This is a genomic window from Acinetobacter sp. SH024 (assembly GCF_000163635.1).
GTDB classification, from domain to species: Bacteria; Pseudomonadota; Gammaproteobacteria; order Pseudomonadales; family Moraxellaceae; genus Acinetobacter; species Acinetobacter pittii.
The window spans coordinates 262,101-284,203 of sequence record NZ_GG753603.1 but is presented as its reverse complement, the minus strand read 5'-3'; the positions used below and the strand labels follow the sequence as shown (position 1 = coordinate 284,203).

General features: G+C 39.1%; 21 protein-coding genes and 4 tRNA genes. 11 read left to right on the top strand and 14 right to left on the bottom strand.

Features of this window, described 5'->3' with window-relative positions; all coding sequences use genetic code 11:
* Nucleotides 1–7: 7 nt before the first annotated feature.
* The 3 genes from ftsL to HMPREF0013_RS20130 form a co-directional block, all read right to left on the bottom strand.
* Nucleotides 8–340 carry a cell division protein FtsL gene (gene ftsL, locus HMPREF0013_RS20140; RefSeq protein WP_002116847.1) on the bottom strand — a complete coding sequence of 111 codons (333 nt, stop codon included), beginning with the start codon at nucleotides 338–340 and terminating at the stop codon, nucleotides 8–10.
* Nucleotides 340–1,263, bottom strand: coding sequence for a 16S rRNA (cytosine(1402)-N(4))-methyltransferase RsmH (gene rsmH / locus HMPREF0013_RS20135; protein ID WP_002116998.1), 924 nt, complete (start codon nucleotides 1,261–1,263; stop codon nucleotides 340–342). The genes ftsL and rsmH overlap by 1 nt, the downstream gene beginning before the upstream one ends.
* Nucleotides 1,264–1,494: 231 nt before the next feature.
* On the bottom strand, nucleotides 1,495–2,496 hold the full coding sequence (locus HMPREF0013_RS20130) for a sulfate ABC transporter substrate-binding protein (RefSeq protein ID WP_005067060.1): 1,002 nt from the start codon (nucleotides 2,494–2,496) through the stop codon (nucleotides 1,495–1,497).
* Between the two features lie 399 nt (nucleotides 2,497–2,895).
* Here HMPREF0013_RS20130 and HMPREF0013_RS20125 point away from each other — a divergent pair, with 399 nt between their 5' ends.
* The 8 genes from HMPREF0013_RS20125 (at nucleotide 2,896) to HMPREF0013_RS20090 (ending at nucleotide 7,926) form a co-directional block, all read left to right on the top strand.
* Nucleotides 2,896–3,195, top strand: a complete 300-nt coding sequence (locus HMPREF0013_RS20125) for a hypothetical protein (RefSeq protein ID WP_002116889.1) — start codon at nucleotides 2,896–2,898, stop codon at nucleotides 3,193–3,195.
* 117 nt (nucleotides 3,196–3,312) lie between these two features.
* Complete coding sequence (gene gltX, locus HMPREF0013_RS20120) at nucleotides 3,313–4,821, top strand: glutamate--tRNA ligase (protein WP_005067056.1); 1,509 nt, start codon at nucleotides 3,313–3,315, stop codon at nucleotides 4,819–4,821.
* A 57-nt stretch (nucleotides 4,822–4,878) separates the two neighbouring features.
* A tRNA-Ala gene (locus HMPREF0013_RS20115) sits at nucleotides 4,879–4,954 on the top strand.
* A gap of 25 nt (nucleotides 4,955–4,979) precedes the next feature.
* Nucleotides 4,980–5,055 (top strand) — tRNA-Glu (locus HMPREF0013_RS20110).
* 128 nt (nucleotides 5,056–5,183) lie between these two features.
* Nucleotides 5,184–6,605: an amino acid permease gene (locus HMPREF0013_RS20105; protein WP_005067053.1), complete on the top strand. Its 1,422-nt coding sequence runs from the start codon at nucleotides 5,184–5,186 to the stop codon at nucleotides 6,603–6,605.
* Between the two features lie 120 nt (nucleotides 6,606–6,725).
* Nucleotides 6,726–7,625 carry a hypothetical protein gene (locus tag HMPREF0013_RS20100; RefSeq protein ID WP_078210317.1) on the top strand — a complete coding sequence of 300 codons (900 nt, stop codon included), beginning with the start codon at nucleotides 6,726–6,728 and terminating at the stop codon, nucleotides 7,623–7,625.
* 121 nt (nucleotides 7,626–7,746) lie between these two features.
* A tRNA-Glu gene (locus tag HMPREF0013_RS20095) sits at nucleotides 7,747–7,822 on the top strand.
* Nucleotides 7,823–7,850: 28 nt separating this feature from the next.
* A tRNA-Glu gene (locus HMPREF0013_RS20090) sits at nucleotides 7,851–7,926 on the top strand.
* Nucleotides 7,927–8,016: 90 nt separating this feature from the next.
* Here HMPREF0013_RS20090 and HMPREF0013_RS20085 read toward each other — a convergent pair.
* Nucleotides 8,017–8,964, bottom strand: coding sequence for a hypothetical protein (locus tag HMPREF0013_RS20085; protein WP_002116860.1), 948 nt, complete (start codon nucleotides 8,962–8,964; stop codon nucleotides 8,017–8,019).
* Nucleotides 8,965–9,237: 273 nt separating this feature from the next.
* Between HMPREF0013_RS20085 and HMPREF0013_RS20080 the strand changes: the two genes are divergently transcribed.
* Nucleotides 9,238–9,576 (top strand): hypothetical protein, encoded by a 339-nt coding sequence (locus tag HMPREF0013_RS20080; RefSeq protein WP_002117013.1) that lies wholly within the window; start codon nucleotides 9,238–9,240, stop codon nucleotides 9,574–9,576.
* A gap of 19 nt (nucleotides 9,577–9,595) precedes the next feature.
* On the opposite strand, the gene HMPREF0013_RS20075 is transcribed toward HMPREF0013_RS20080, so the two are convergent.
* The 9 genes from HMPREF0013_RS20075 to HMPREF0013_RS20040 all read right to left on the bottom strand — a co-directional run bounded on the left by HMPREF0013_RS20075 (nucleotide 9,596) and on the right by HMPREF0013_RS20040 (nucleotide 18,672).
* Nucleotides 9,596–10,552 (bottom strand): cation diffusion facilitator family transporter, encoded by a 957-nt coding sequence (locus tag HMPREF0013_RS20075; protein WP_005804524.1) that lies wholly within the window; start codon nucleotides 10,550–10,552, stop codon nucleotides 9,596–9,598.
* A 132-nt stretch (nucleotides 10,553–10,684) separates the two neighbouring features.
* Complete coding sequence (locus HMPREF0013_RS20070) at nucleotides 10,685–13,843, bottom strand: efflux RND transporter permease subunit (RefSeq protein WP_025464173.1); 3,159 nt, start codon at nucleotides 13,841–13,843, stop codon at nucleotides 10,685–10,687.
* Entirely contained in the window at nucleotides 13,833–15,041 is a 1,209-nt protein-coding gene (locus HMPREF0013_RS20065; RefSeq protein ID WP_005804521.1) for an efflux RND transporter periplasmic adaptor subunit, read from the bottom strand. The genes HMPREF0013_RS20070 and HMPREF0013_RS20065 overlap by 11 nt, the downstream gene beginning before the upstream one ends.
* Entirely contained in the window at nucleotides 15,041–16,450 is a 1,410-nt protein-coding gene (locus HMPREF0013_RS20060) for a TolC family protein (RefSeq protein ID WP_005804520.1), read from the bottom strand. Before HMPREF0013_RS20060 ends, HMPREF0013_RS20065 begins: the two co-directional genes overlap by 1 nt.
* A 57-nt stretch (nucleotides 16,451–16,507) precedes the next feature.
* A complete protein-coding gene (locus tag HMPREF0013_RS20055; protein ID WP_031944216.1) occupies nucleotides 16,508–16,900 on the bottom strand; it encodes a cation efflux protein, CzcI-like in 393 nt (130 codons plus the stop codon).
* Nucleotides 16,901–17,096: 196 nt separating this feature from the next.
* Nucleotides 17,097–17,270: a hypothetical protein gene (locus HMPREF0013_RS24740; RefSeq protein ID WP_191113142.1), complete on the bottom strand. Its 174-nt coding sequence runs from the start codon at nucleotides 17,268–17,270 to the stop codon at nucleotides 17,097–17,099.
* Nucleotides 17,271–17,414: 144 nt separating this feature from the next.
* Nucleotides 17,415–18,032 carry a methyltransferase family protein gene (locus tag HMPREF0013_RS20050; RefSeq protein WP_002116753.1) on the bottom strand — a complete coding sequence of 206 codons (618 nt, stop codon included), beginning with the start codon at nucleotides 18,030–18,032 and terminating at the stop codon, nucleotides 17,415–17,417.
* The gene (locus HMPREF0013_RS25365) at nucleotides 18,023–18,217 is read right to left on the bottom strand and encodes a hypothetical protein (RefSeq protein WP_005804517.1); all 195 of its coding nucleotides are present in this window, start codon (nucleotides 18,215–18,217) and stop codon (nucleotides 18,023–18,025) included. Before HMPREF0013_RS25365 ends, HMPREF0013_RS20050 begins: the two co-directional genes overlap by 10 nt.
* Nucleotides 18,218–18,273: 56 nt before the next feature.
* Nucleotides 18,274–18,672 (bottom strand): cation efflux protein, CzcI-like, encoded by a 399-nt coding sequence (locus HMPREF0013_RS20040; RefSeq protein WP_005804516.1) that lies wholly within the window; start codon nucleotides 18,670–18,672, stop codon nucleotides 18,274–18,276.
* A gap of 147 nt (nucleotides 18,673–18,819) precedes the next feature.
* On the opposite strand from HMPREF0013_RS20040, the gene HMPREF0013_RS20035 reads away from it, so the two are divergent.
* Nucleotides 18,820–19,512 (top strand): hypothetical protein, encoded by a 693-nt coding sequence (locus HMPREF0013_RS20035; RefSeq protein ID WP_005804515.1) that lies wholly within the window; start codon nucleotides 18,820–18,822, stop codon nucleotides 19,510–19,512.
* Between the two features lie 339 nt (nucleotides 19,513–19,851).
* The gene (locus tag HMPREF0013_RS20030; RefSeq protein WP_002116715.1) at nucleotides 19,852–20,235 is read left to right on the top strand and encodes a tetratricopeptide repeat protein; all 384 of its coding nucleotides are present in this window, start codon (nucleotides 19,852–19,854) and stop codon (nucleotides 20,233–20,235) included.
* Between the two features lie 43 nt (nucleotides 20,236–20,278).
* Here HMPREF0013_RS20030 and ettA read toward each other — a convergent pair whose 3' ends face one another.
* Nucleotides 20,279–21,940 (bottom strand): energy-dependent translational throttle protein EttA, encoded by a 1,662-nt coding sequence (gene ettA, locus HMPREF0013_RS20025; RefSeq protein WP_005067029.1) that lies wholly within the window; start codon nucleotides 21,938–21,940, stop codon nucleotides 20,279–20,281.
* Between the last annotated feature and the right edge of the window lie 163 nt (nucleotides 21,941–22,103).

Here is a 22,103-nt window from a genome sequence, read left to right as displayed (position 1 = left end):
CAAGGCCTTACTTATTTTGCTCTGAGGTCATCGGTAAAGAAATTACCACCGTTTCTGCAGCAGGTGGCGAAAACATGCGTAGTTGAGTTACAGCACGCGTACCAATCTGTGCTGTTGCACCAAAGGTTTGTTGCTCAATAAGCAAACGCCCCCATTCAGCATTGAGATCATCACGTTCACGCATATAAGAGCTGAGCTCTCTATAATCATGACGATATTCAAATACTTGAAATACCACCATCATGGCACTGATAAAAACAAGCGCCACTAATACGGTGTATGCCACAACTTTTTTGACCACTTTATTTTCGGTGGTTTCAATTTCATCACTGCTTTTCATTACGCGCCTTTTTGTTCCAAGCGTTCAGCAACCCGAAGCCATGCACTACGTGAACGTGGGTTCGCTTTTACTTCTTCTTCACTTGCACGAACCCGTGAAATTTTCTTTAACCTTCTTGTATCTACCTGTTGCTGAGGCATTCCCCAGCCAATATCTTCTGCCAAAGTCGATTCTTTTTGAATAAATTGTTTGATTAAACGATCTTCAAGAGAATGAAAGCTAATCACAGACAAACGCCCTTTTGGTTTTAGTAAGTCTACAGCTTGTGGTAAAAATACTTCAATATCATCTAGTTCTTTATTAATAGCAATACGAATTGCCTGAAATGTACGTGTTGCTGGATGTTTATGTTTTTCCCATTTTGGATGAGCTGTTTTAACAAGTTCTGCCAATTGGGCTGTCGTGTCTAGTTTTCCAGCTTGTTTAATCGCTTTTGCAATACGTCGACTATAACGCTCTTCGCCATATTGATAAATAATATTTGCTAATTGTTCTTCTTCAATTTCAAGTAACCACTCAGCTGCGGTTAACCCCTTAGAATTATCCATTCGCATGTCTAGAGGACCATCTTGCATAAAACTGAAACCACGTTCAGCTTGGTCGAGTTGAGGAGATGAAACTCCTAAGTCAGCCATAATGCCATCAACACTCATCACACCAATTTCCTGCATTTTTTCTTTAATATCAGCAAAACTGGCATGAATAATGGTAAATCTCGGGTCTTCTTGCGCCAAAGCAGCTGCAACTTCCAAAGCTTGAGGGTCTTTATCAAATGCATATACTCGTGCATTTTCATCAAGTTTCGAGAGCAATAAACGTGTATGCCCACCTCGTCCGAAGGTTGCATCGATATACACCCCTGTTGTGCGATCTGCCAATAAGCTCTCAACGGTCTCAAAAAGTAAGACAGAAATATGCGACATAGGTGTTAAATCATTGCGTAAAAATGTAACTGCACATTATCACCTTGTTTATGACCAACGCCAAACGGCTTTTTGTAGGAAAATATTAATTTTTCATAGATAAAACCGTTTTGTTAGCATTTTTTAAGCAAAAAAAGAAAGCAAGCTTACTTTTTTAAGTTTGCTTGCTTTCTTTATGAATATTTAACTTCTAAGTTTTCTTTTTGGACTATTGTTTTTAGATCATTTTATTTACTGCTTGCCATCATAAATTTGATCAAAAATAGCACCGTTTGCAAAGTGAGTTTTCTGAGCTTTAGCCCAGCCACCGAACACATCATTAATGGTAAATAATTTAATTTTTGGAAATTGCGCTGCATATTTCGCAGCCACTTGAGCATTACGCGGGCGGAAATAATGTTTAGCAGCTAATTCTTGGCCTAAAGGTGAATATAAAAAGTTCAGATAACCTTTTGCCAAAGTCCTATTTCCATCTTTATCTACGGTTTTATCTACAATCGCTACAGATGGTTCTGCCAAAATTGAAACTGATGGATAAACAATTTGATATTTATCCTTATCAGGTCCTTTCGTCGCCAACAAAGCTTCATTTTCCCAAGACAATAAAACATCACCAATGCCACGTTCGGCAAATGTAGTAAGTGAACCACGGGCCCCCGAATCTAGAACTTTCACATTGTGATAAAGCTTTTTCACCAACTCTCGAGCCTTAGCATCATTTCCACCCGGCTGTTTTAATGCATATCCCCACGCAGAGAGATAAATCCAACGCGGTGCACCACCCGTTTTAGGGTTAGGAGTGATAATTTCCACGCCTGGTTTTGTTAAATCATTCCAGTCGCGTATATTTTTCGGATTACCTTTTCGTACTAGAAACACGACAGTCGAAGTATACGGGGCAGAATTATTTGGAAATTCTTTTTGCCAGTTCGGCTGAATAAACCCAGCTTTCACAATCTCATCAATATCATTCGCTAATGCTAACGTTACTACATCAGCTTCAAGTCCTGTGGCTACCGCGCGGGCTTGTTTGCCAGATCCACCATGTGACTGTTTGAATTCAACGTCTTGCCCTGTTCGCTGTTTCCAAAATTTACCAAATGCTTGGTTATATTCTTGATAGAACTCTCGAGTCGGATCATAAGAAACATTTAAAAAAGAGGTCGCTGCTTGAGCCGCTGTTGTCGCTATTCCCACATATAAAGCGACAGCTATTATTGATATTTTTTTCATTTACAAAATCCATCATTCGTTTTAGTTTAACTATATTTTTAATTTTATTTTTTACAATCAATTACTTATATTTATATCTTTTTTATTAATCTTTTTTAGATATATAGCTTAGAATGTCTAAGTTATTTCATTTTTGAAAAATTTTGTAATTATTCTTACAACTTATTTAGGACCTTCACTTTATCTACACATTAATTTGTTAAATAATGAAGCGTAAAGGATACATATGGTCTACATTTGAGTCGACCAGTTTAAAATATAGGTAAATTTTGTAAAAAGTGTGACACAGTTCCACTTTTTTATTAATATTTATGTTTAAATCGTAGCATTACCGTAATTTTACATTTTGTTAAACTCAAAAAATAGATGAAATGTAATGAACAGAGGGGATGATTAACAATGAAAATTCATTATGGAAAAGCTTTAAGCTTAAGTTTGGTGCTGAGTTTGGCATCACAGTTTTCTGCAGCAGCAGTACTTAAAGATACTCCAAGCAAAACTGGTTCAGAGAAACAGACTTCGCTTATTGAAAAAGCTTTAGATCAGCAGAAACGTAACCCTATTGTGTTACCTTCTACAAATGATGAGCTTAAAGTTCTAAATACGATTCGCGTTACACCAACTCAAAATTTTCTTGCTGCACAACACGAACGTTTTTCACGTTTTGTTCAGGCAATCTTTCAGCCCCATGCTTCTTAAAATCTGAAACACCCCCCTCTTCGTTTCAGTTTTAGCCCAGACTGACGTTAAATAAAACGTCAGAATACTGGGCTTTTTCGTTATAATAGTTTCAATTTTTATTCTGACCCATTATCTATGAAAGTTCGTACTCGTATTGCACCTTCCCCTACTGGTTTTCCTCATGTGGGCACAGCCTATATTGCTTTATTTAACATGTGTTTTGCGAAACAACATGGCGGAGAATTTATTTTAAGGATTGAAGATACAGACCAACTTCGTTCTACACCAGAGTCTGAAAAAATGATTTTGGATTCATTACGTTGGTTAGGTTTGAATTGGTCTGAAGGTCCAGATGTAGGTGGCCCACATGCACCATATCGCCAATCTGAACGTATGGGAATTTATAAGCAATACGCATTAGAACTTGTTGAAAAAGGTCATGCTTTTTACTGTTTCGCAACAGCAGAAGAACTTGACCAAATGCGTGTTGAACAACAAGCACGTGGCGAAACACCAAAATATGACGGCCGCGGTTTAAAACTTTCTCAAGAAGAAGTGACTCGACGTCTTGAAGCGGGTGAACCTCATGTCATTCGTATGAAAGTGCCTGAAGAAGGTGTTTGTAAATTTAACGACTTGCTACGTGGAGAAGTTGAAATTCCTTGGGCTCAAGTCGATATGCAAGTCCTTCTTAAAACAGATGGCTTACCTACTTACCACTTGGCTAACGTTGTTGATGACCATTTAATGGAAATCACTCATGTATTGCGTGGTGAAGAATGGCTTCCATCTGCACCGAAGCATCAGTTGCTTTACCAATATTTTGGTTGGGAAATGCCAACTCTTTGCCACATGCCATTGTTGCGTAACCCAGATAAATCAAAACTATCTAAACGCAAAAACCCGACATCAATTAACTACTACCGCGATATCGGTGTATTACCAGAAGCCTTACTCAACTATTTAGGCCGCATGGGTTGGTCAATGCCGGATGAAAGAGAAGTTTTCACATTACAAGATATGATGGATAACTTTGATATTCAACGCGTATCACTAGGTGGACCAATTTTTGACGTTGAAAAATTGAACTGGCTTAACGGTCAGTGGATCAAAGGGTTAACTCCAGGTCAACTATTAGACCGTTTATTAACATGGAAGAGTGATCGCAACACTTTAGAAGACATTGCTGCCGCTATTCAACCACGTATTAATTTACTTTCAGAAGCTGTGAATTGGGCTGGTTTCTATTTTAACCATATGCCACAAATTACTGCTGAAATGTTTGAAAGTAAAAAATTGACTCAAGAGCAAGTTCGTCAAAGTTTACAATTTGCAATTTGGCGTCTTGAAGGTCAGTTTACTTGGAATAATGACACCGTTAGCCAAACCCTAATGGATCTTGCGAATCAGATGGGCATTAAACTACGTGATTTCATGCCAGCGTTCTTTATCGCAATTGCCGGTTCAACGAGTTCAACACCAGTGATGCAATCAATGGTTACGCTTGGGCCTGATTTAACTTTCGCTCGCTTACGTCATGCCTTAGAAATTGTGGGCGGACCGAGCAAGAAAGAAGTTAAAAATTGGGAAAAACTCAATGAGAGCTTAAAATTGCCGAAAAATGACGCAACTAGCGAAGTTTAATTCATTTTTTTGTTGACGTGTGAGCGCATTCACCCTAAGATTGCGCTCACACAAACTGGGGTCATAGCTCAGTTGGTAGAGCGCTACAATGGCATTGTAGAGGTCAGCGGTTCGATCCCGCTTGACTCCACCACGCTCCTTTGTGTTTGCCTCATCAAGTCCCTATCGTCTAGAGGCCTAGGACATCGCCCTTTCACGGCGGTAACCGGGGTTCGAATCCCCGTAGGGACGCCATATTCTGCTTTAAAAATTATAAAAAGACTCTATCGTCACCTTACTGTTTATTCTTTATCTCTTTCTAGATTGCACATTTGTCTATTTTATCTAAAATAGCGTCTTTCTTAATTCTCTCAATGTGTAATATGCAGCCATCTGACAATCAACTAGATGCTCATCAGCATCAGAACAGTACTGCACCTTTAAAAAGAGCCATGAGTACGCGCCATCTTGTGATGCTATCACTGGGCGGAGCGATCGGAACTGGTCTATTTTTAGGTTCAGGGGAAGTCATTTCACAAACTGGAGCTATTGGCGCAATTATTGCCTATATTCTTGGTGGCGCGATCGCTTACATGGTCATGCTCTGCCTAGGAGAACTCGCTGTACACATGCCTGTTTCAGGTTCTTTTGGTGCCTATGCCAAAAAATATATCAGTCCAAGTACTGGCTATATGATTTCTTGGATGTACTGGCTCACCTGGACTGCAACGCTTGGAACCGAATTCACTGCCGCAGCCCTACTCATGCAAGAATGGTTCCCGCAGATTTCGATGTGGATTTGGACAATTATTTTTGCAGTTACTATTTTTGGCTTAAATATTAGTTCAACTCGTATTTTTGCTGAGTCTGAGTTTTGGCTGGCTCTTGTTAAAGTCGTTACCGTGATTGCCTTTATTGTGCTTGGCTTATTAGCAATTTTTGGTTTAATTCCATTCCATGGTGCGCAAACTGCTCCACTCTTTAGCAATCTTACGGCTCAAGGCTGGTTCCCTCATGGTTTAATTCCTATTTTTACGACCATGTTAATTGTTAACTTTGCATTCTCAGGAACCGAATTAATTGGTGTAGCAGCTGGCGAAACAAAAGATCCAGCTCAAAATGTACCAAAAGCGATTAATGCCGCGATCTGGCGTCTCCTTATTTTCTTTGTGGGTACCATCATTGTTATTAGCGCTTTACTTCCTTTCCAACTTGCAGGTTTAGGCGGTGACGGTGTAAGTAGCAGTCCTTTTGTGACGGTATTTAATTATATTGGCATTCCATATGCGGATGACATTATTAGGTTTGTAATTATTACAGCTCTGCTTTCAGCAGCAAATTCTGGCCTATATGCAGCTTCACGTATGATGTGGTCTCTATCAGAACAAAAACTACTACCTAGTGTGTTTGCGACTTTATCAAAAAGTGGAACACCAATCGTAGCTCTAGTTGTAACTATGTTCGGTGCAATTCCAGGTTTATTATCAGAGCAATTTGCACCTGAGACTATTTTTAAGAATCTGCTGGGTGTAGCTGCTTTTACCATGGTCATCGTATGGATGAGCATTTGTTTAAGTCAGTTCAATTTCCGCCGCCAATGGTATAGATCAGGTCATACAGTTAAAGACTTACAATATGCTGCGCCTTTATTCCCTATTGTGCCAATTTTAGGTTTTGTTTTCTGTTTTATTACTTGTTTGAGTATGGCAGCAGACCCTGAAATGCGCGCTGGTTTTGTAGGCTGTCTTATTTTTACAGCTTTATGTTATGTCAGTTATTTTATTTTTTATCGCAATAAAGACTAAACGCGTCGTTATTCAATTAAAGTGTAGCAAAAAGCTACACTTTTTTTTGCCTATATACTGGTTTTAAATAACATACCGTTGTAGATTAAAATTTATATTAAAAACAAAATCTTGTATAGAATGAAAATTATATTTATCCACGGGATGAATCAACAAAACTACACAGCACATCGCTTGAAAGAGCATTGGTTAAAAGTGTTTAAGCTCGGCCTAAAACAAATGCCTTGCAGAGTTAATGTCCGCGATCTTCATATTCACATGCCATTTTATGGCGACTTAATGACCAAATACCAATTAAGTAACCAATTAGACCTTAACACGTTGTTACCTAAGTCATTTTTTAATAATTATTTTCCTATTAACTTACACCCAAGTAATCCTCCGACTAGAGAGCACACTCCATTTGTTCCATTGTTACGTCCCTCAACCGATCAAGCTGATAAAAGCTTCTCAGAACGGCTTTATCTGACTTCTCAATTAGTTAAAGATCGTGTACTGAAAGAACTAGTTGTTTTATTAAATAACTTTCCTAAACTGCATGAAAGTTTGATTCAACAATTCCTCATCGAAACCTATATGTATCTATCTAACCCAGAGTTTATGGAGGAAGTACATCAAAGAATTTTAAAGAAAATGCGAGAAGACGAAGATTATATTGTGGTCGGACACTCTCTTGGTTCAGTTATCGCTTTCCAATTATTATCAGATCCATCTTATCAATTCTCAGTTAAGCGTTTTATCACCCTAGCTTCCCCTTTATCTTTTCGCGTGATTCAAAGTAAGCTCCCGAGTCCAATTTCTAGACCGCCATGTATTTACGGTGATTGGTTTAATTTTTACTCTCAGGATGATTTTTTGACTGCATTTCCATTGTGCGAAGCCCCATTTAATTTTGAACCTGCCATTATTAATCAGAAAATTTATACTTTCGCCAACCAACCTCATGAGATTTTAGGATATTTACAACATCCGTCGGTCATAAAGGCAATTATTGAGCCTTTTCAGAAGAATGAGGGCTAAATGTATATATTTTCTACAATTTGAGTTATTTTTAATCGCTTGACTGTTTTTTTTAATATTTCTTCAGAAAACTATTTGACACTTTTATTAAATCGACCTAATATACGCCCACCTCTGAAACGTCCCTATCGTCTAGAGGCCTAGGACATCGCCCTTTCACGGCGGTAACCGGGGTTCGAATCCCCGTAGGGACGCCAATATTTTTCAGATGTATGCCTCATATAAGTCCCTATCGTCTAGAGGCCTAGGACATCGCCCTTTCACGGCGGTAACCGGGGTTCGAATCCCCGTAGGGACGCCAAATTCTAAAAAGCCACTGCATAACGTCAGTGGCTTTTTTTGCCTAAAAAAATAAAAAGCCAATCAATGATTAGCTTTTTTATATGCTCTATCAACCCGCAATTCCCACTTGTACTTCAAGGCGACCTGACTGCACTCGTAGTCCTCTAATTTCAAACTGATCGACTAACTGCTGCACAAGCTCGCGACTTTCTCTCAAAATATTCAAGCCCGGTAAAATACTAAAATCAGTCAAACTTAAAAGCTTTTCAACCATCCATGAACGGTTGTTAATAAAGTCAATAAATCCTGCTTGCTCTAGGTCAATAAACCACATGCGATGCCCATCGCGTTGGATTCCGGGAATATCACCAATCAAATGATTAATAAGTGATGGAATAGGTAACATATTTACCACTTCGAAACCAACTCGACCAATACGGCGCACCGCCCAATTTGACAGCGTTCCTCCATGTCGAATCTGCACATCAAGACTTTCATCCATTTGACGTAGGCGTAAGAATTTTTCCTGCCCAATACGACATTCCAATACTTTAAAATCTAGACTCAAACGATACATGAAACGATGATAATGCCCATCAATCTCGACTTGGAAACTGTCATTGCCGCATTTAATTTTAATATCATCAATTTCTGAGCGATCAATGCGCTTACGAATTTGATTATTTAATAACATTTCGGGTAAGTACAACGTTAAGGTACTTTTGCCCAAAAAAGTACGCGCCATAATCAATGCGACTTGGCGTGCTGTTTCACTGGTTTCAGACACCATATCTCTTACCGTGCCTGCTGCCAGATTTGTCATTCCGACAACTCCACGTCGTGTATGAGTAGTTACTTGATCGAGCGCGTCCAAAGCAGCATCAGCAACCTCTGCAATATTACGTGTCGTGTCGCTAGCAAACCCAACTGCATCTTGGGCATGTTGCAATGTCTTATGCAGTAATCGACGAGATAATGACGGTTTAGCGGTATCTGGGGTAGCTAAAACCGATGCTGTCGTTGTAGGCTGCGACTTATTGTCATCTTGTTGACCCAAGTCCCTCTCTCCTTTTTATATTTATCCCACATCCTATTCGAGTATTTAAGCTCATTTATTGTGCTAATCACACTTCATTTTTCTGTAGATTAGCATGCTCTACAATATTATTTTAATTTTTATGTGTACGGATAAATCATCTGTTTTTTATATTTCTTTGTTTATTCATAAGTAATTTTTCTGCTAACTCAACGCATTTCATCGATATCTTACAAATTTTTTTCTTTCTACACATTTCCGTTAGAATAGATTCAAACTAAATGTGGAGTTCTCATGCAATATCGTTGCCCTAAATGTCAAAGTGTTAAAATTATGCCTGTGAGCCAAGGCGTGAACAGCGCAAAACCTGTCGTTCCTAAAAGTCTGGTTATCTTGATTCCTGCAATTTTTGTGCTTTTACTGTTAGTAGTTATTAGCATTTTTATGTGGATTTTTGGCAATGGTGCAGGTAGTTCTCTTCAAATCGCAACAGTAGTTGCATTTGTGGTTACGGTAGGAGCAGGTTTTATGTTCTGGCGTGATTTGCCTGATTTCAAATTATCTATGCAAGCATTTATGCAGTCACAAAAACACTGGAAATGCCGTGACTGCAATAACGAATGGGAAATTTAAAAAAACTGTTCACATCAGCTTAATGCTGATGTGAATGTGCATTGTCTGCTTCATCATGTTTATGCGAAGCATGCTGAGCAATGTGCTGACAATTAATCTCAGCATCGTCCTCAATTTGCAATGTCACTTCACCAATACCATGTTCATGAGAAAGCATTTCAACAGCATCTTGATACAACTTGGTACGATCAGCTTCAGGCGCAAATAAGTGCACGGTTAAATGGATATTTTTAGACGTAATCGCCCACACTTTGAGTTGGTGAATACTCTCAACACCATTTAAAGAAAGTAAATCTGCACGTAGCTTCTCAATATCAACCTCTTCGGGTACACCTTCGAGCAAAATGTTAATACTTTGCTTAAGTAAAACCCATGTTCTTGGCAGCACCCAAAATCCAATCAGTACCGCAATAAGCGTGTCAATCCAGTACCAATTAGTGAAGTAAATAATAATTGCACCAATAATAACGCCTACCGAACCTAGTGCATCACTCAATACTTCTAGATAAGCACCTTTCACATTTAGGCTGTTATTGGCACTCGACATTAAAAGTTTCATTGAAATGAGGTTAATTACTAAACCAATAGTCGCTACAACCAGCATACCCATACTTTGAATTTCGGGTGGCTTAGAGAAACGGATATAGGCTTCATATAAAATATAAATTGCCACCACGAACAGCATGAGTGCATTAAATAAAGCGGCCAGAATTTCAAAGCGTTGATAACCAAAAGTACGCTTATTATCAGCGGGACGTTTTGAAATCTGAATTGCGACCAGAGCAATTGCCAAAGCAGCTGCATCTGTAAACATATGCGCAGCGTCAGAGAGCAACGCCAGACTTTGTGTGATTAAACCTGCAATAACCTCAACAATTAAAAATGTCGTAGTAAGCGCCAAGGCAATCGTTAATTTCTTGGCATTACCTTCAGTCACTACAGCATGACTATGGTCATGACCATGTTGTCCACCCATTTTGCGGACTCCTTATTATTTATCTTTATGGTGAGGTAAAGGTAACCATGAATTCATGCTTACCTTTACCTGTTTCAAATACTTTTCTGACTCAAACTTTTTCATCAAAAAAGATATCTCAAATCGATGACATTATGAATGCTCAACTTTATTCGTCTTGCTTTCATTCATCCATCGATAAATGACTGGCAATAAAACCAGCGTTAGTATCGTAGATGAAATAATGCCACCGATTACTACCGTTGCCAAAGGTCGTTGTACCTCTGCACCAGTTCCAGTTGCCAAAGCCATTGGAATAAAACCAAGTGAAGCAACAAATGCCGTCATTAATACAGGGCGTAGTCGCAGTACAGCACCTTTCCAAGTAGCTGCATGAACATCTAGGGTTGCTCTTAGCTCTTTAATGAATGTGAGCATGACCAAACCATTCAATACCGCAACACCTGATAAAGCGATAAACCCGACTCCAGCAGACATAGAAAGCGGAATATCTCTCAGCCACAAAGCGACTAATCCACCAGATAAAGCGAAAGGAACTCCGCTAAATACAAGTAAGCTGTCTTTAAAATTACTAAATACCGCCATCAGCAATACAAAGATCATGATGAGCGCCATCGGTACAACGATTTGCATTCTTGCAGTGGCAGAAGCAAGATTCTCAAACTGTCCTCCATAACCCAACCAATAACCGCTAGGTAGCTTTTGCTGCGCCAGTTTGCTTTGCATCTCTTGTACAAAAGACCCAAGGTCACGATCACGCACATTTGCCGTCACAATCACTCGGCGTTTGCCATTTTCACGGCTCACTTGAGCAAGGCCCAGAATATTCTCAACCTTGGCAACGTCTTGTAACTGGATCAGACCGCCGTTTGGTAAGCGAATCGGTAATTGTGCTAGCTGCTGAGGCGTACGCATGTTTTCCTGTAAGCGAATCACGAAATCGAAACGTCTATCGCCCTGTAAAATTTGCCCTACACTCTGTCCTCCAATACTCGCAGCGACAATATCCTGAATAGACTTGACTGATAATCCATATTGAGCCGCTAGTGCATGATTAACATCTACATTAAGTAATGGCAAACCATCGGTCTGTTCGACTTTGACTTCACTAGCACCTGGAATGCTACGTAGCTGTTGGGCTATTTTTTCTGCTTCCTGATTGAGGACTTGCATATCATCCCCAAAAACTTTCACCCCGATATCACTACGGACACCTGAAATGAGTTCATTAAAACGTAGTTCGATGGGTTGCGAGAATTCACTGTTATTACCAGGAATCTGATTCACGAATTGCAGCATTCTGGTACGCAATTCATCTACCGTTTCCTTCTGATTAGGCCATTGATCATGTGGCTTTAGTAAAACAACACCATCGGAAATATTAGGAGGCATGACATCGGTAGCAACCTCGGCTGTTCCTGTTCTTGCAAAAATAGCCTTAATTTCAGGAAAAGCTTTGAGTAACTGCTTTTCTACGGTCTCTTGAATCCTAAGTGATTCCTCTATACCAGTACTTGGCGCACGCATGAGTTGCAAGGCAAAATCCCCCTCACTGAGTTGAGGCGCAAACTCACTACCTACTCTTGTTGCAATTGCACCAGTAAGAATCAAGATGCTGACTGCTGCTGTTACAACAACATATCGGAAAGCATAAGCTTTATCGAGTAAGCCTGCATAACCTTTTTTCAGCATCATCATCCAGCGGCTTTCTTTTTCCTTCACTTCACCCGTAACAAACAGAGCTACTGCTGCTGGCACAAAGGTCACAGATAAAATAATTGCTCCTAATAATGCTAGGACAACGGTCATTGCCATAGGATGAAACATCTTTGCTTCAACGCCTGCTAAAGCAAAAATTGGTAGGTACACGACCATAATGATGATCTGACCAAATATTAATGGTCGGCGTGCCTGTTTAGCCGCTAGAAAGACCTCAGTGAAACGTTCGGAATGTGTTAATAAGCGACCTTTTAAATGCTGCGCTTCAGCTAAACGCCGAATACAGTTTTCAACAATAACAACGGCCCCATCAACAATGATCCCGAAGTCCAAAGCACCCAAACTCATCAGGTTGGCACTGATTTTTTGTTCCGCCATACCTGTTAAGGTAAAAAGCATTGCCAATGGGATAATACAAGCAGTGATTAAAGCGGCGCGAAAGTTTCCTAAAAAAATAAAAAGGATAACGATGACTAAAATCGCCCCTTCAATCAAATTTTTAGCTACTGTTTTAATCGCTTTATCTACGAGGCTACTACGATCATAGACTGTTTCAATCACCACGCCCTGAGGGAGTGATCTTTGAATTTCCTGAACTTTGTCGTCAATCGCCTTAGCAATAGTTTTACTGTTTTCACCCATCATCATCATGGCGATACCTAAAACAGTTTCCTGTCCATTATAGGTAGCACCACCTGTACGCAAATCATGACCAATCGATACTGACGCTACATCCGCAACCCGTATAGGTAAACCGTTTTTAGTGGCGACCGTAACATTCTGGATATCTTGTATCGATGTCAGCATACCCGGAACACGAACTGTGAGTTGCTGACCATTCTCTTCAATAAATCCAGCACCGCGGTTTTCATTATTATTTTGAAGCGCATCCTGTAAGTCGGTGAGTGGAATTTGCAACTGTTGTAACCGTGTCAGATCTGGAGAGACCACATAGGTTTTGTTATATCCACCAATGCTATTAACCTCGGCTACCCCTTGTACACGTTGTAACTGGGGCCGAATAATCCAGTCTTGAATTTCACGCAGGTCCATCGCGCTATAAGCTGAACCATCTGCTTTTTTAGCATTTGGCTCTGCTTTTACCACCCATTGATAAATCTCACCGAGTCCAGTCGAAATTGGAGACATTTGCGGATCAATGCTATCTGGTAAAGCACTCTTAGCTTCTTGTAAACGTTGGTTAATCAGCTGTCTTGCCCAGTAAATGTCAGTACCATCTTTAAAGATAATCGTGACCTGAGAAAGACCATATCTGGAAATTGAACGAGTCTGTTCCAGATTGGGAATACCAGACATGGCATTTTCAATCGGATAAGTAATTCTTTGCTCAACTTCAGGTGCTGTAAAACCATTGGCCTGACTATTGATCTGCACCTGTACATTGGTGATATCAGGCACGGCATCAATTGAAAGTTTTTGGTAGCTATAAATTCCGACACCAATCCAAGCAATAACAAACATCATGACCCAAATGGCGTTGTTAATTGAAAACTGAATGATCCGATCAAACAAACCTTCAACCTCTGGCAAATCAGGTTTATTAATGTCCATGCTCAGCCTCCCCTTTTTCAAGTTCGGACTTAAGCAAGAAACTACCTTGAGTCACATATTGCTGTTTTTCAGTAATTCCTGATTTAACTTCTACCCATTGTGCATCTGAAGAATAATTGCCTAACTCAACGGCAACAGGGGCAAAATGAATTTTGTCCTTCTCCTGTTTTGCAATAAAGACGACATTCTTTCCATCAATCTGTTGTATCGCTGTCTTGTTAACCCGTAATACAGTCGCTGCATTATTTTGTTTCAGTAACACATTGACCATTAAGTTAGGGCGTAATTCTTTTGAAGGTGTCAGTACCTTGGCACGAACCTGTAAACGACCAGTTTGAGTATCTGCTTCTGAAGTTAGGCTTTGCACCTGCGCTTTAAAAATATTGTTCGTTTGCAACGATTTAAATTCAATTTCCTGATTAGGCTGAATATTGGTATTTGCACTTGGTAGCACAAACTCGACCCATAACTGATCCAGGCGATCAATAACAAATAATTGTTTTTCAGGACCAATTTGCTCACCAATGACAATATCTTTATTACTGATTACACCACTTAAAGGTGCTGTTAAAACATATCGGCCTTTACTTGAGCGATTCGCTCCCAATGCAGATAAACGGCTATTTGCAGCTTGTACCTGAATTTGCGCTTGACGATATGCATTGTAAGCGCGCTGGTAATCTTGACGTGCTGAAACCCCTTGTTCCCACAATTGTTTTTCACGTTGATAATCTTGCTGGGCTAATGTCAGTGCTTCTTGCGCCATGCTTAAGTTAGCTTGTTGATCGACCAAATCAGGTACAAATAAAGTCGCAAGCGCCTGACCCTTTTCAACTTGTTGTCCCAACGCAACATTTACGCTATCTACACGTGCTGAAAACGTTGAAGAGACATGTGCTTGCTGGTCTGTATTTACAACGAGTTTGGCCGGATAAGAGAGGCTCTGTTCAACTTCTCCACGTCCTACTTGCTCTAACTTCACTCCATATTCAACCAGTTGCTTAGAAGTCAGGTTTAAACTTCCTTCCTCTTTTTCAGATTCTTCATGACCAGCTTCACCCTCTGCATGCGCTTCTTCACCTTCATCAGTATTAGGCTGTTTTTTTCCAGAGAAAAATAACCAAGTACTTAAAGTAAGGCAGACAATCAGCAGCAAAATAGCAATAAGCCATTGGTTTTTCATTTTTTTAACTGACATTACTCTGCCCCTCCAACTATCGGCAAGTTATAGGTGTCTTGCCATAAATTTTGATTAATTTGATTTAATGCATCTCCAGACATCACCATATTTGGATCGATCCCGAGAGCTAAACTTTCTGCCTCAATGGCTTTTTGCCAAGCAGATTTAAGGAGTTGAACTTTCTTCAAACGTTGTTCTTGTAATTGAAGGGTAGATTGCTGAACATCGGTAATTGCAAATTTACCGACTTTAAAGCCAAGCAGCATTTTCTCTTGTACCGTCTCTGATAAAGGGATTTGCTGCTCATTCATTAAATTATATTGCTGCTTTAAACCCGCTAACTCGTACTGTAGAGTACGAATAGAATTCTCGCTTTGCTTTTTATAAAAGCTTTGCTGCTGGTCAATTAAATCGAGTTTGCTTTGTGCAACTCTTAGGGCATATTGCTGGCGATTAAAAATGTTTAAAGGAACCGCTATACCTACTCGGATCTGATTTTCGGTACTGCTCGTTTCTGCGGTTTTACTACGAACCACGCCCATATTTACAGTAGGCGTAGGCCGATTTTTTGCCTTTAAATAATTAATTTCAGAATTTTGTTGCATTGCTTGAAGCCGCAGGGACTGTTCTAACAAATTCTGTTTTAAGTATTGATCGATATCACCTTCATTTTTTAAAGGCCACGCACTTTTTATATCTGGACGTAACGTGAAGTTATCTTCTGTCTCACCCCATAAGTTAGCCAATTTTCTTTTAGCACTACTCAGTGATAATTCAACTTCCTGATATAAACGCTGATTTTCAACATGCGTCATGAGAGTTCGATCTAAATCAACCTGAGCAATACTGCCTGCCTGAAAGCGTAAGCGGGTAGCATCAAGAAGATTTTTACTCGTTCTTAACTGGGCTTTAGCAACTTCATGTTCAAGCTCTAAAATAGATACTTGTGACCATAAATATTTTACCGCCAGCTTCAGTTGAGCCTGATATAAAACCTGATTTAACTCAACTTGATTTTGCTGAACACTTGCCAGTTTTTTTGCTGCAGAACGTACACCAAAAATATCTAGTTTTTGCGAGATCCCAAGTTCTAATTCCTGATCTTTTCCAGATTTAAAACCCGTTTGCTGTACAGAAACCGTCGGATTTTCCCATAGCTGGCTCTGTTTGATATTGCTCTCGGCGATATCTTGTTGAGTTTGCCAAATTCCTGTTTGAGTCTGAAACTGCTTAACCTGATCGAGCACCTGTTCAAACGTTAAAACATTCTGTACACGCTGTGGTTGTGTATTCTCAGCAAGGTTCTGATTTGAACTGGCTGCGTTTGTTACGACACCAGTTGAAAGTGCAACAGCAACAACTAATGATTTAAATACCCAAGATGTGCTCAGACTAACGAAACGCTTTTCGTATAAAAAAATAGACATAAATTAACCCTATGAAATAAATAATATTTCTGGTGGGCTAATTTTCGGCTACCCCACCTATAGCAGGGCTAAAACAGGAGGCGGGTCTTGTTTAGAGATATGAGGGGACTTATAAGAATTGGACCAATAATATTGTTGTTTTGGCTCAGATGACTGTATTAACGGTGAAACAAGTTTTTCTTGTGCTTCTACAATCACAACATGAAAACATGAAGGCAAATGGTCATGATGATCGGACAAGTTTAAGGGAGCTTTATGAGTCCCTACGATATCTGTCTTTTCCGTATGGCTATGCTGTGAAGCTTCATAACTCAACGCTGCATGATGACCAAAATGATGTAATGCCTTTTCCTGATTTTCATGGGCGCAAAATGCCGCTGCCACATTCCATAAACTTTGGAATATAAGCAAACAGAATAAGACGGACATGAAAAGTGCAGAACGTGGCAACAGCACACCATTAAACTAAGAAGTTGAACAAAGCCACTATAGCAGGCAGTGGGCATGTAATAAAATTACATCTATAAGTAGCAGTATAGAAGCGATTCTAATCTCGCCTGAGTAAAGATAAGAATAAATCATTAAGAATCTCTATCTTTACTCATAGGAAACTAATTATTAAGTAATTAGTTTCCTACAAAAGAAATTATTTACGCTTACAAGTTAAATGAGGGTTCTTACTTTCTTCAGCTTTAGCTTTTGTTTCTTGCTGAGACTTAATATTCTTTTCGAGGAATATTAACCCTCCATCAGCATGAGCCAAACTTGTTGAAAGAAGTAAAACCATCAAAGCCGATTTTGTATTTAGTTTAATAGACATAATAATCACCAGATCTAAATATTCCGAATTTATTTAAGGACTTAGCCCAGAAATAAAATTAATTTTTCGCATGCTTTAGTTAATCAATTCAGGACAAATCTTCTGAGTCTCTAAGAAGCATGCGGATATACTTTCATTTCATTTTTAGAACCAACTAAACAATGAAGGGAGAACACCGTGTAGTCGCAACTCATCAAAAAGTTGGACTAAGGCTGCAACCCAGACAAACCACACCACCTGCGTTAAAAAAATACGGAAATGCTTCGGCGAAACCTGATAGAACTCAGGCTCTTTAAAATTTTTGAAACTTGGTAAAAAACGTGGAATTGTCTTTATATAATCTGAATATGCAGTTCCATATTTTTCACTCAGGAATGCTTCTTCTTGGCGTATAACAAAATGGTAGTAACAGAGAAAATAAAGTGTGAATAATATTGGGAAGATAAACGTCTCTGTAATCAACATGATCCCGACTCCACCCAGATAACTAAACAGATAGAGTGGATTTCTACATAAAGAATAGGGACCGTCTGTCACCAACTTGGCATTCTTAAATCCGGAAATGTAAAGACTGCACCATATTCTTCCCATTACTCCTATGCCCACAAAAAACCATCCAAAGAACCATAAAATATGTTCTATAAATGCCGCCTGGAAATGCCATTTACTAAAACTTAAAGCAAGAATAATAGCTAAAATCAGCCCAATCACTCGGGAGCTCACAGTTCTAACACGGGGGGTAAATAAAATATTCATTTCCATAAACCTCCATCACTGTGAATCATCAGAGATGAGATAACAGATTCATTAAAATGATATTTTTGTGTTCCAGAAAAATTTGTCAGAACTTTATATCCCGCCTTGTCATTAACATAAAGACGTGAATGTTTAAGCGAGTAATCTACATAGAAGATTGCTGCGCTTTGTTTGCACATATAATTAAGCATAAAATAACCCTTTGAAATAAATAAATTTCTGGTGGGTTATTTTTCGGCTACCCCACCTATAGCAGGGTTAAGACAGGAGGGGGATTTAAAGAGCCAAGATACGGAGACTGATAAGAATTAGACCAGTAATAAATTTGTGAAAGCTCATGTACACGCACAAAAGGTTCTTGAGCTTGTTGTGCATTTTCAGTCATCACTACATGAAAACATGAAGGTAAATGATCGTGATGATCTTGCCAGCTTAATGGAGCATTATCAGAATTTTCTACAATACCAACATGTTCAGTCTGCATATGGTCTGAAGATTGATATACATTTAAATCTGCATGATGACCGAAATGTTGTAATGCCTTTTCCTGATTTTTATGCACGCAAAATGCCGCTGCCACATTCCATAAGCTTTGGAATATAAGCAAACTAAACAAGACGGACATAAAAACTGTAGAACGTGGCAACGGTACACCATGACAGTAAATTGCACAAAGTCACTATAGCAAGCGATAGCAATGTAATAAAATTACAAAATGATTTTTGGTTAATTTATCGCTGTTTTAAAAAAGTTTTTTCTTTAGAAAAATTAATTTCCTGTTTGAGTTCCTGCAATGTATAAAATATTTTCCACCCTACTCGTTGTCGTCTGTTTAAATTTGAGTGCTTGTGCCACGACATTACTTTCAGAAGCTTTACCTAACGAAACCACAAAAACCGAGAAAATCATTTTAGCAAAAGATCAAATCATTGCTTTAGGACAAGCTGTTCAAAACCAGCAAGAACAAGGGATCGTCTTTGTAGGTCAAGATTTTAGTTATTTAATGACCGAAGGTAGCTCAGAATTTTTAACTATTATTAAAAATATTCCAGTAAATCAAAGAACTTTAATTATTCCCTCTCCTCTACTTCTTGAAATGGATGATCCCACTCATTTTCATGGAGAACTTCAATTCCTATATAAAACTCCTCTATTCGCTCTTTCTGAACAACAAAAAGAAAATTTAAAAAACCTAGGATTTAAAAATCATTTTGTTGTGATAGAAAATCAAAAAGATGTTTTATATCCTTACGCTTTTCTTAGCTTTAAAGGACAAATATATAAAGCTCCAGACATACAAAAAATTCAACAAACTCTTCCCATTCCTTATCCTATCGCCTTACAGCAAAAAGATGAAATAACAAAGAAACATCCGTTTAAACGTGTAACTCGTATGGCACTTTATCCATTAGCGATGGCATTTGATGTGGTCACGGTGGCCCCTTCTCTGATCTGGGCAGACTTACGAGGTGACTTTACAAAATAGAAGTTCCTGGGCAAAACTAATTGACTAGCTCTTAAGCTGGTTTTGTTTAAAGAAATTTCTTTTGTTTGATATTTATAAATTTTCTCAAAAGTCGTTTGCGCTAAATAATAGCTATTTTTTAATTTTAAAAGCTCTAATTTCACTTAAAATGCAGCTATTCTCATAGTAATTTCACTTAGCGTAAAAACACGTGTAACTTTTATGTAAGCCAAAACTTCATTATTTTTCATCCAAATGCGCTATATCACATTTACAAAAAAAAACATAATATTTCAATATAAGGGACTAGCTTAAAAGTGTGAGTCAATTCAATTAAATTGAGGAACAAGGGAGACTATCATGAATATGAAATCAATCAAGTATAGGCTTAATCACTTGTTTGCTTTTGAAAACTTACCTTCTGATATGCATTCACAAGCAGTTGATGAAATTGAACAGGGTTTACGCTTTGAGGAACTAGCCGAGCAAGACCATGAACGTATGCAAAACTGGTTAGATGTAACTCCTAATGACCGAAATGCTATGTGGTGCTACTTACGAGCAGCTTTACGTGGTAGCTCTGATGCTTCTTTTAAGCTTGGTATCGGTTACCTAAATGGTCAATTTGGATTAGATAAAAATTATCGTGAAGCTGAAAAATGGCTACAAAAAGCAGCAAGTCAGGGACATCCCGATGCTGAACGCTGCTTACAAGAAGCATTTAGCAAGCTCGCATTTTCTTAAAATAGAAAACCAGCCCTTAGGCTGGTTTTTAAATTAACAGAGATTATCCGCTAATTTTTTTGTATTTAGTACGTTTTTGAACAGCGTCTTCACCTAAACGTGACTGACGATACGCTTCATATTCTGCATAGTTACCTGTGTAGAATTCTGGCTGTTCATTTTCAAATGACAAGATGTGTGTCGCGATACGGTCAAGGAACCAACGGTCATGCGATACCACCATTACTGTACCTGGGAATACAAGAATTGCATCTTCAAGCGCACGTAAAGTTTCAATATCCAAGTCGTTTGATGGCTCATCCAGTAAGATAACGTTTGCACCTTGCTGTAAAATCTTCGCAAGTTGTAAACGGTTACGCTCACCACCAGATAATTCGCCTACGCGTTTTTGCTGGTCTTGGCCTTTAAAGTTAAAGCGGCCGATATAAGCACGTGAAGCAATTTCATAATCGCCCACTTTCAAGATATCTAAACCACCAGACACTTCTTCCCAAACAGTTTTGTTATTGTCTAGAGTGTCGCGAATCTGACCCACGTAAGCCACTTTAACTGACTCACCTAAAGTCACAGTGCCTGTATCAGGTTGCTGTTCGCCAGTCATCATACGGAATAAAGTCGTTTTACCCGCACCGTTTGGACCAACGATACCTACAATTGCTGTTGGAGGTACAGTAAACGATAAGTTTTCGTACAATACGCGGCCGTCAAATGATTTGCTGATACCTTCCACTTCCACAACTTTATTACCCAAACGAGGGCCAGGTGGAATGTAGATTTCAGACGTTTCATTACGTTGCTGGAATTCTTTAGAATTAAGCTCTTCAAAACGTTCCATACGCGCTTTGTTTTTCTTTTGCTGACCTTTCGCATTTGAACGAACCCATTCAAGTTCTTTTTTCAATGCTTTCGCAAAAGATTCTTCTTGTTTCTGCTCTTGTTCTAAACGAGCATTTTTTTGCTCTAACCAAGAAGAATAGTTACCTTGGTAAGGAATACCGTGTCCACGGTCAAGCTCCAAGATCCACTCGGCAACGTTATCCAAGAAATAACGGTCATGCGTAATCGCAACGATTGTGCCAGGGAAATCTTTCAAGAAGCGCTCTAACCAAGATACAGATTCTGCATCCAAATGGTTCGTCGGTTCGTCAAGAAGCAACATGTCTGGTTTTGAAAGTAATAAACGGCACAGTGCTACACGACGGCGTTCACCACCTGAAAGCTTAGTTACGTCTGCATCCCAAGCTGGAAGGTTTAACGCATCTGCCGCGATTTCAAGCTGGTTATTTAAGTTATGTGCATCCCAAGCATGGATAATTGATTCTAATTTTTCCTGCTCTTTTGCAAGTGCATCAAAATCAGCATCCGGGTCTGCATATTCTGCAAATACCTGATCAAGGCGCTCTAATGCATCTAAAGCTTCACGCACGCCATCTTCAACGTTACCACGAACGTCTTTAGTCGGATCAAGAGGTGGCTCTTGCTCTAAATAGCCGATTTTAATTCCAGGTTGTGCACGAGCTTCACCAGAGAAATCTTTATCTACGCCAGCCATAATACGAAGCAAGGTAGATTTACCTGCACCGTTCAAACCGAGCACACCAATTTTGGCACCCGGGAAAAATGATAAAGAGATGTCTTTCAAGATTTCGCGCTTTGGCGGAACCATCTTAGACACTCGGTTCATCGTATAAATATATTGGGCCACGCAGGACTCCTCAATTGAAAAACCAATACATCGCATAAGCGATAAATAATCGCGCGTATTATACGCTGAAAACCTCGATGACTTGAAGTTATGATTTCCATCGTACGGATTTATCAAACAATTTTCTTTTTCAATAAGTTGCAAAATGTTTATGAATAAGATT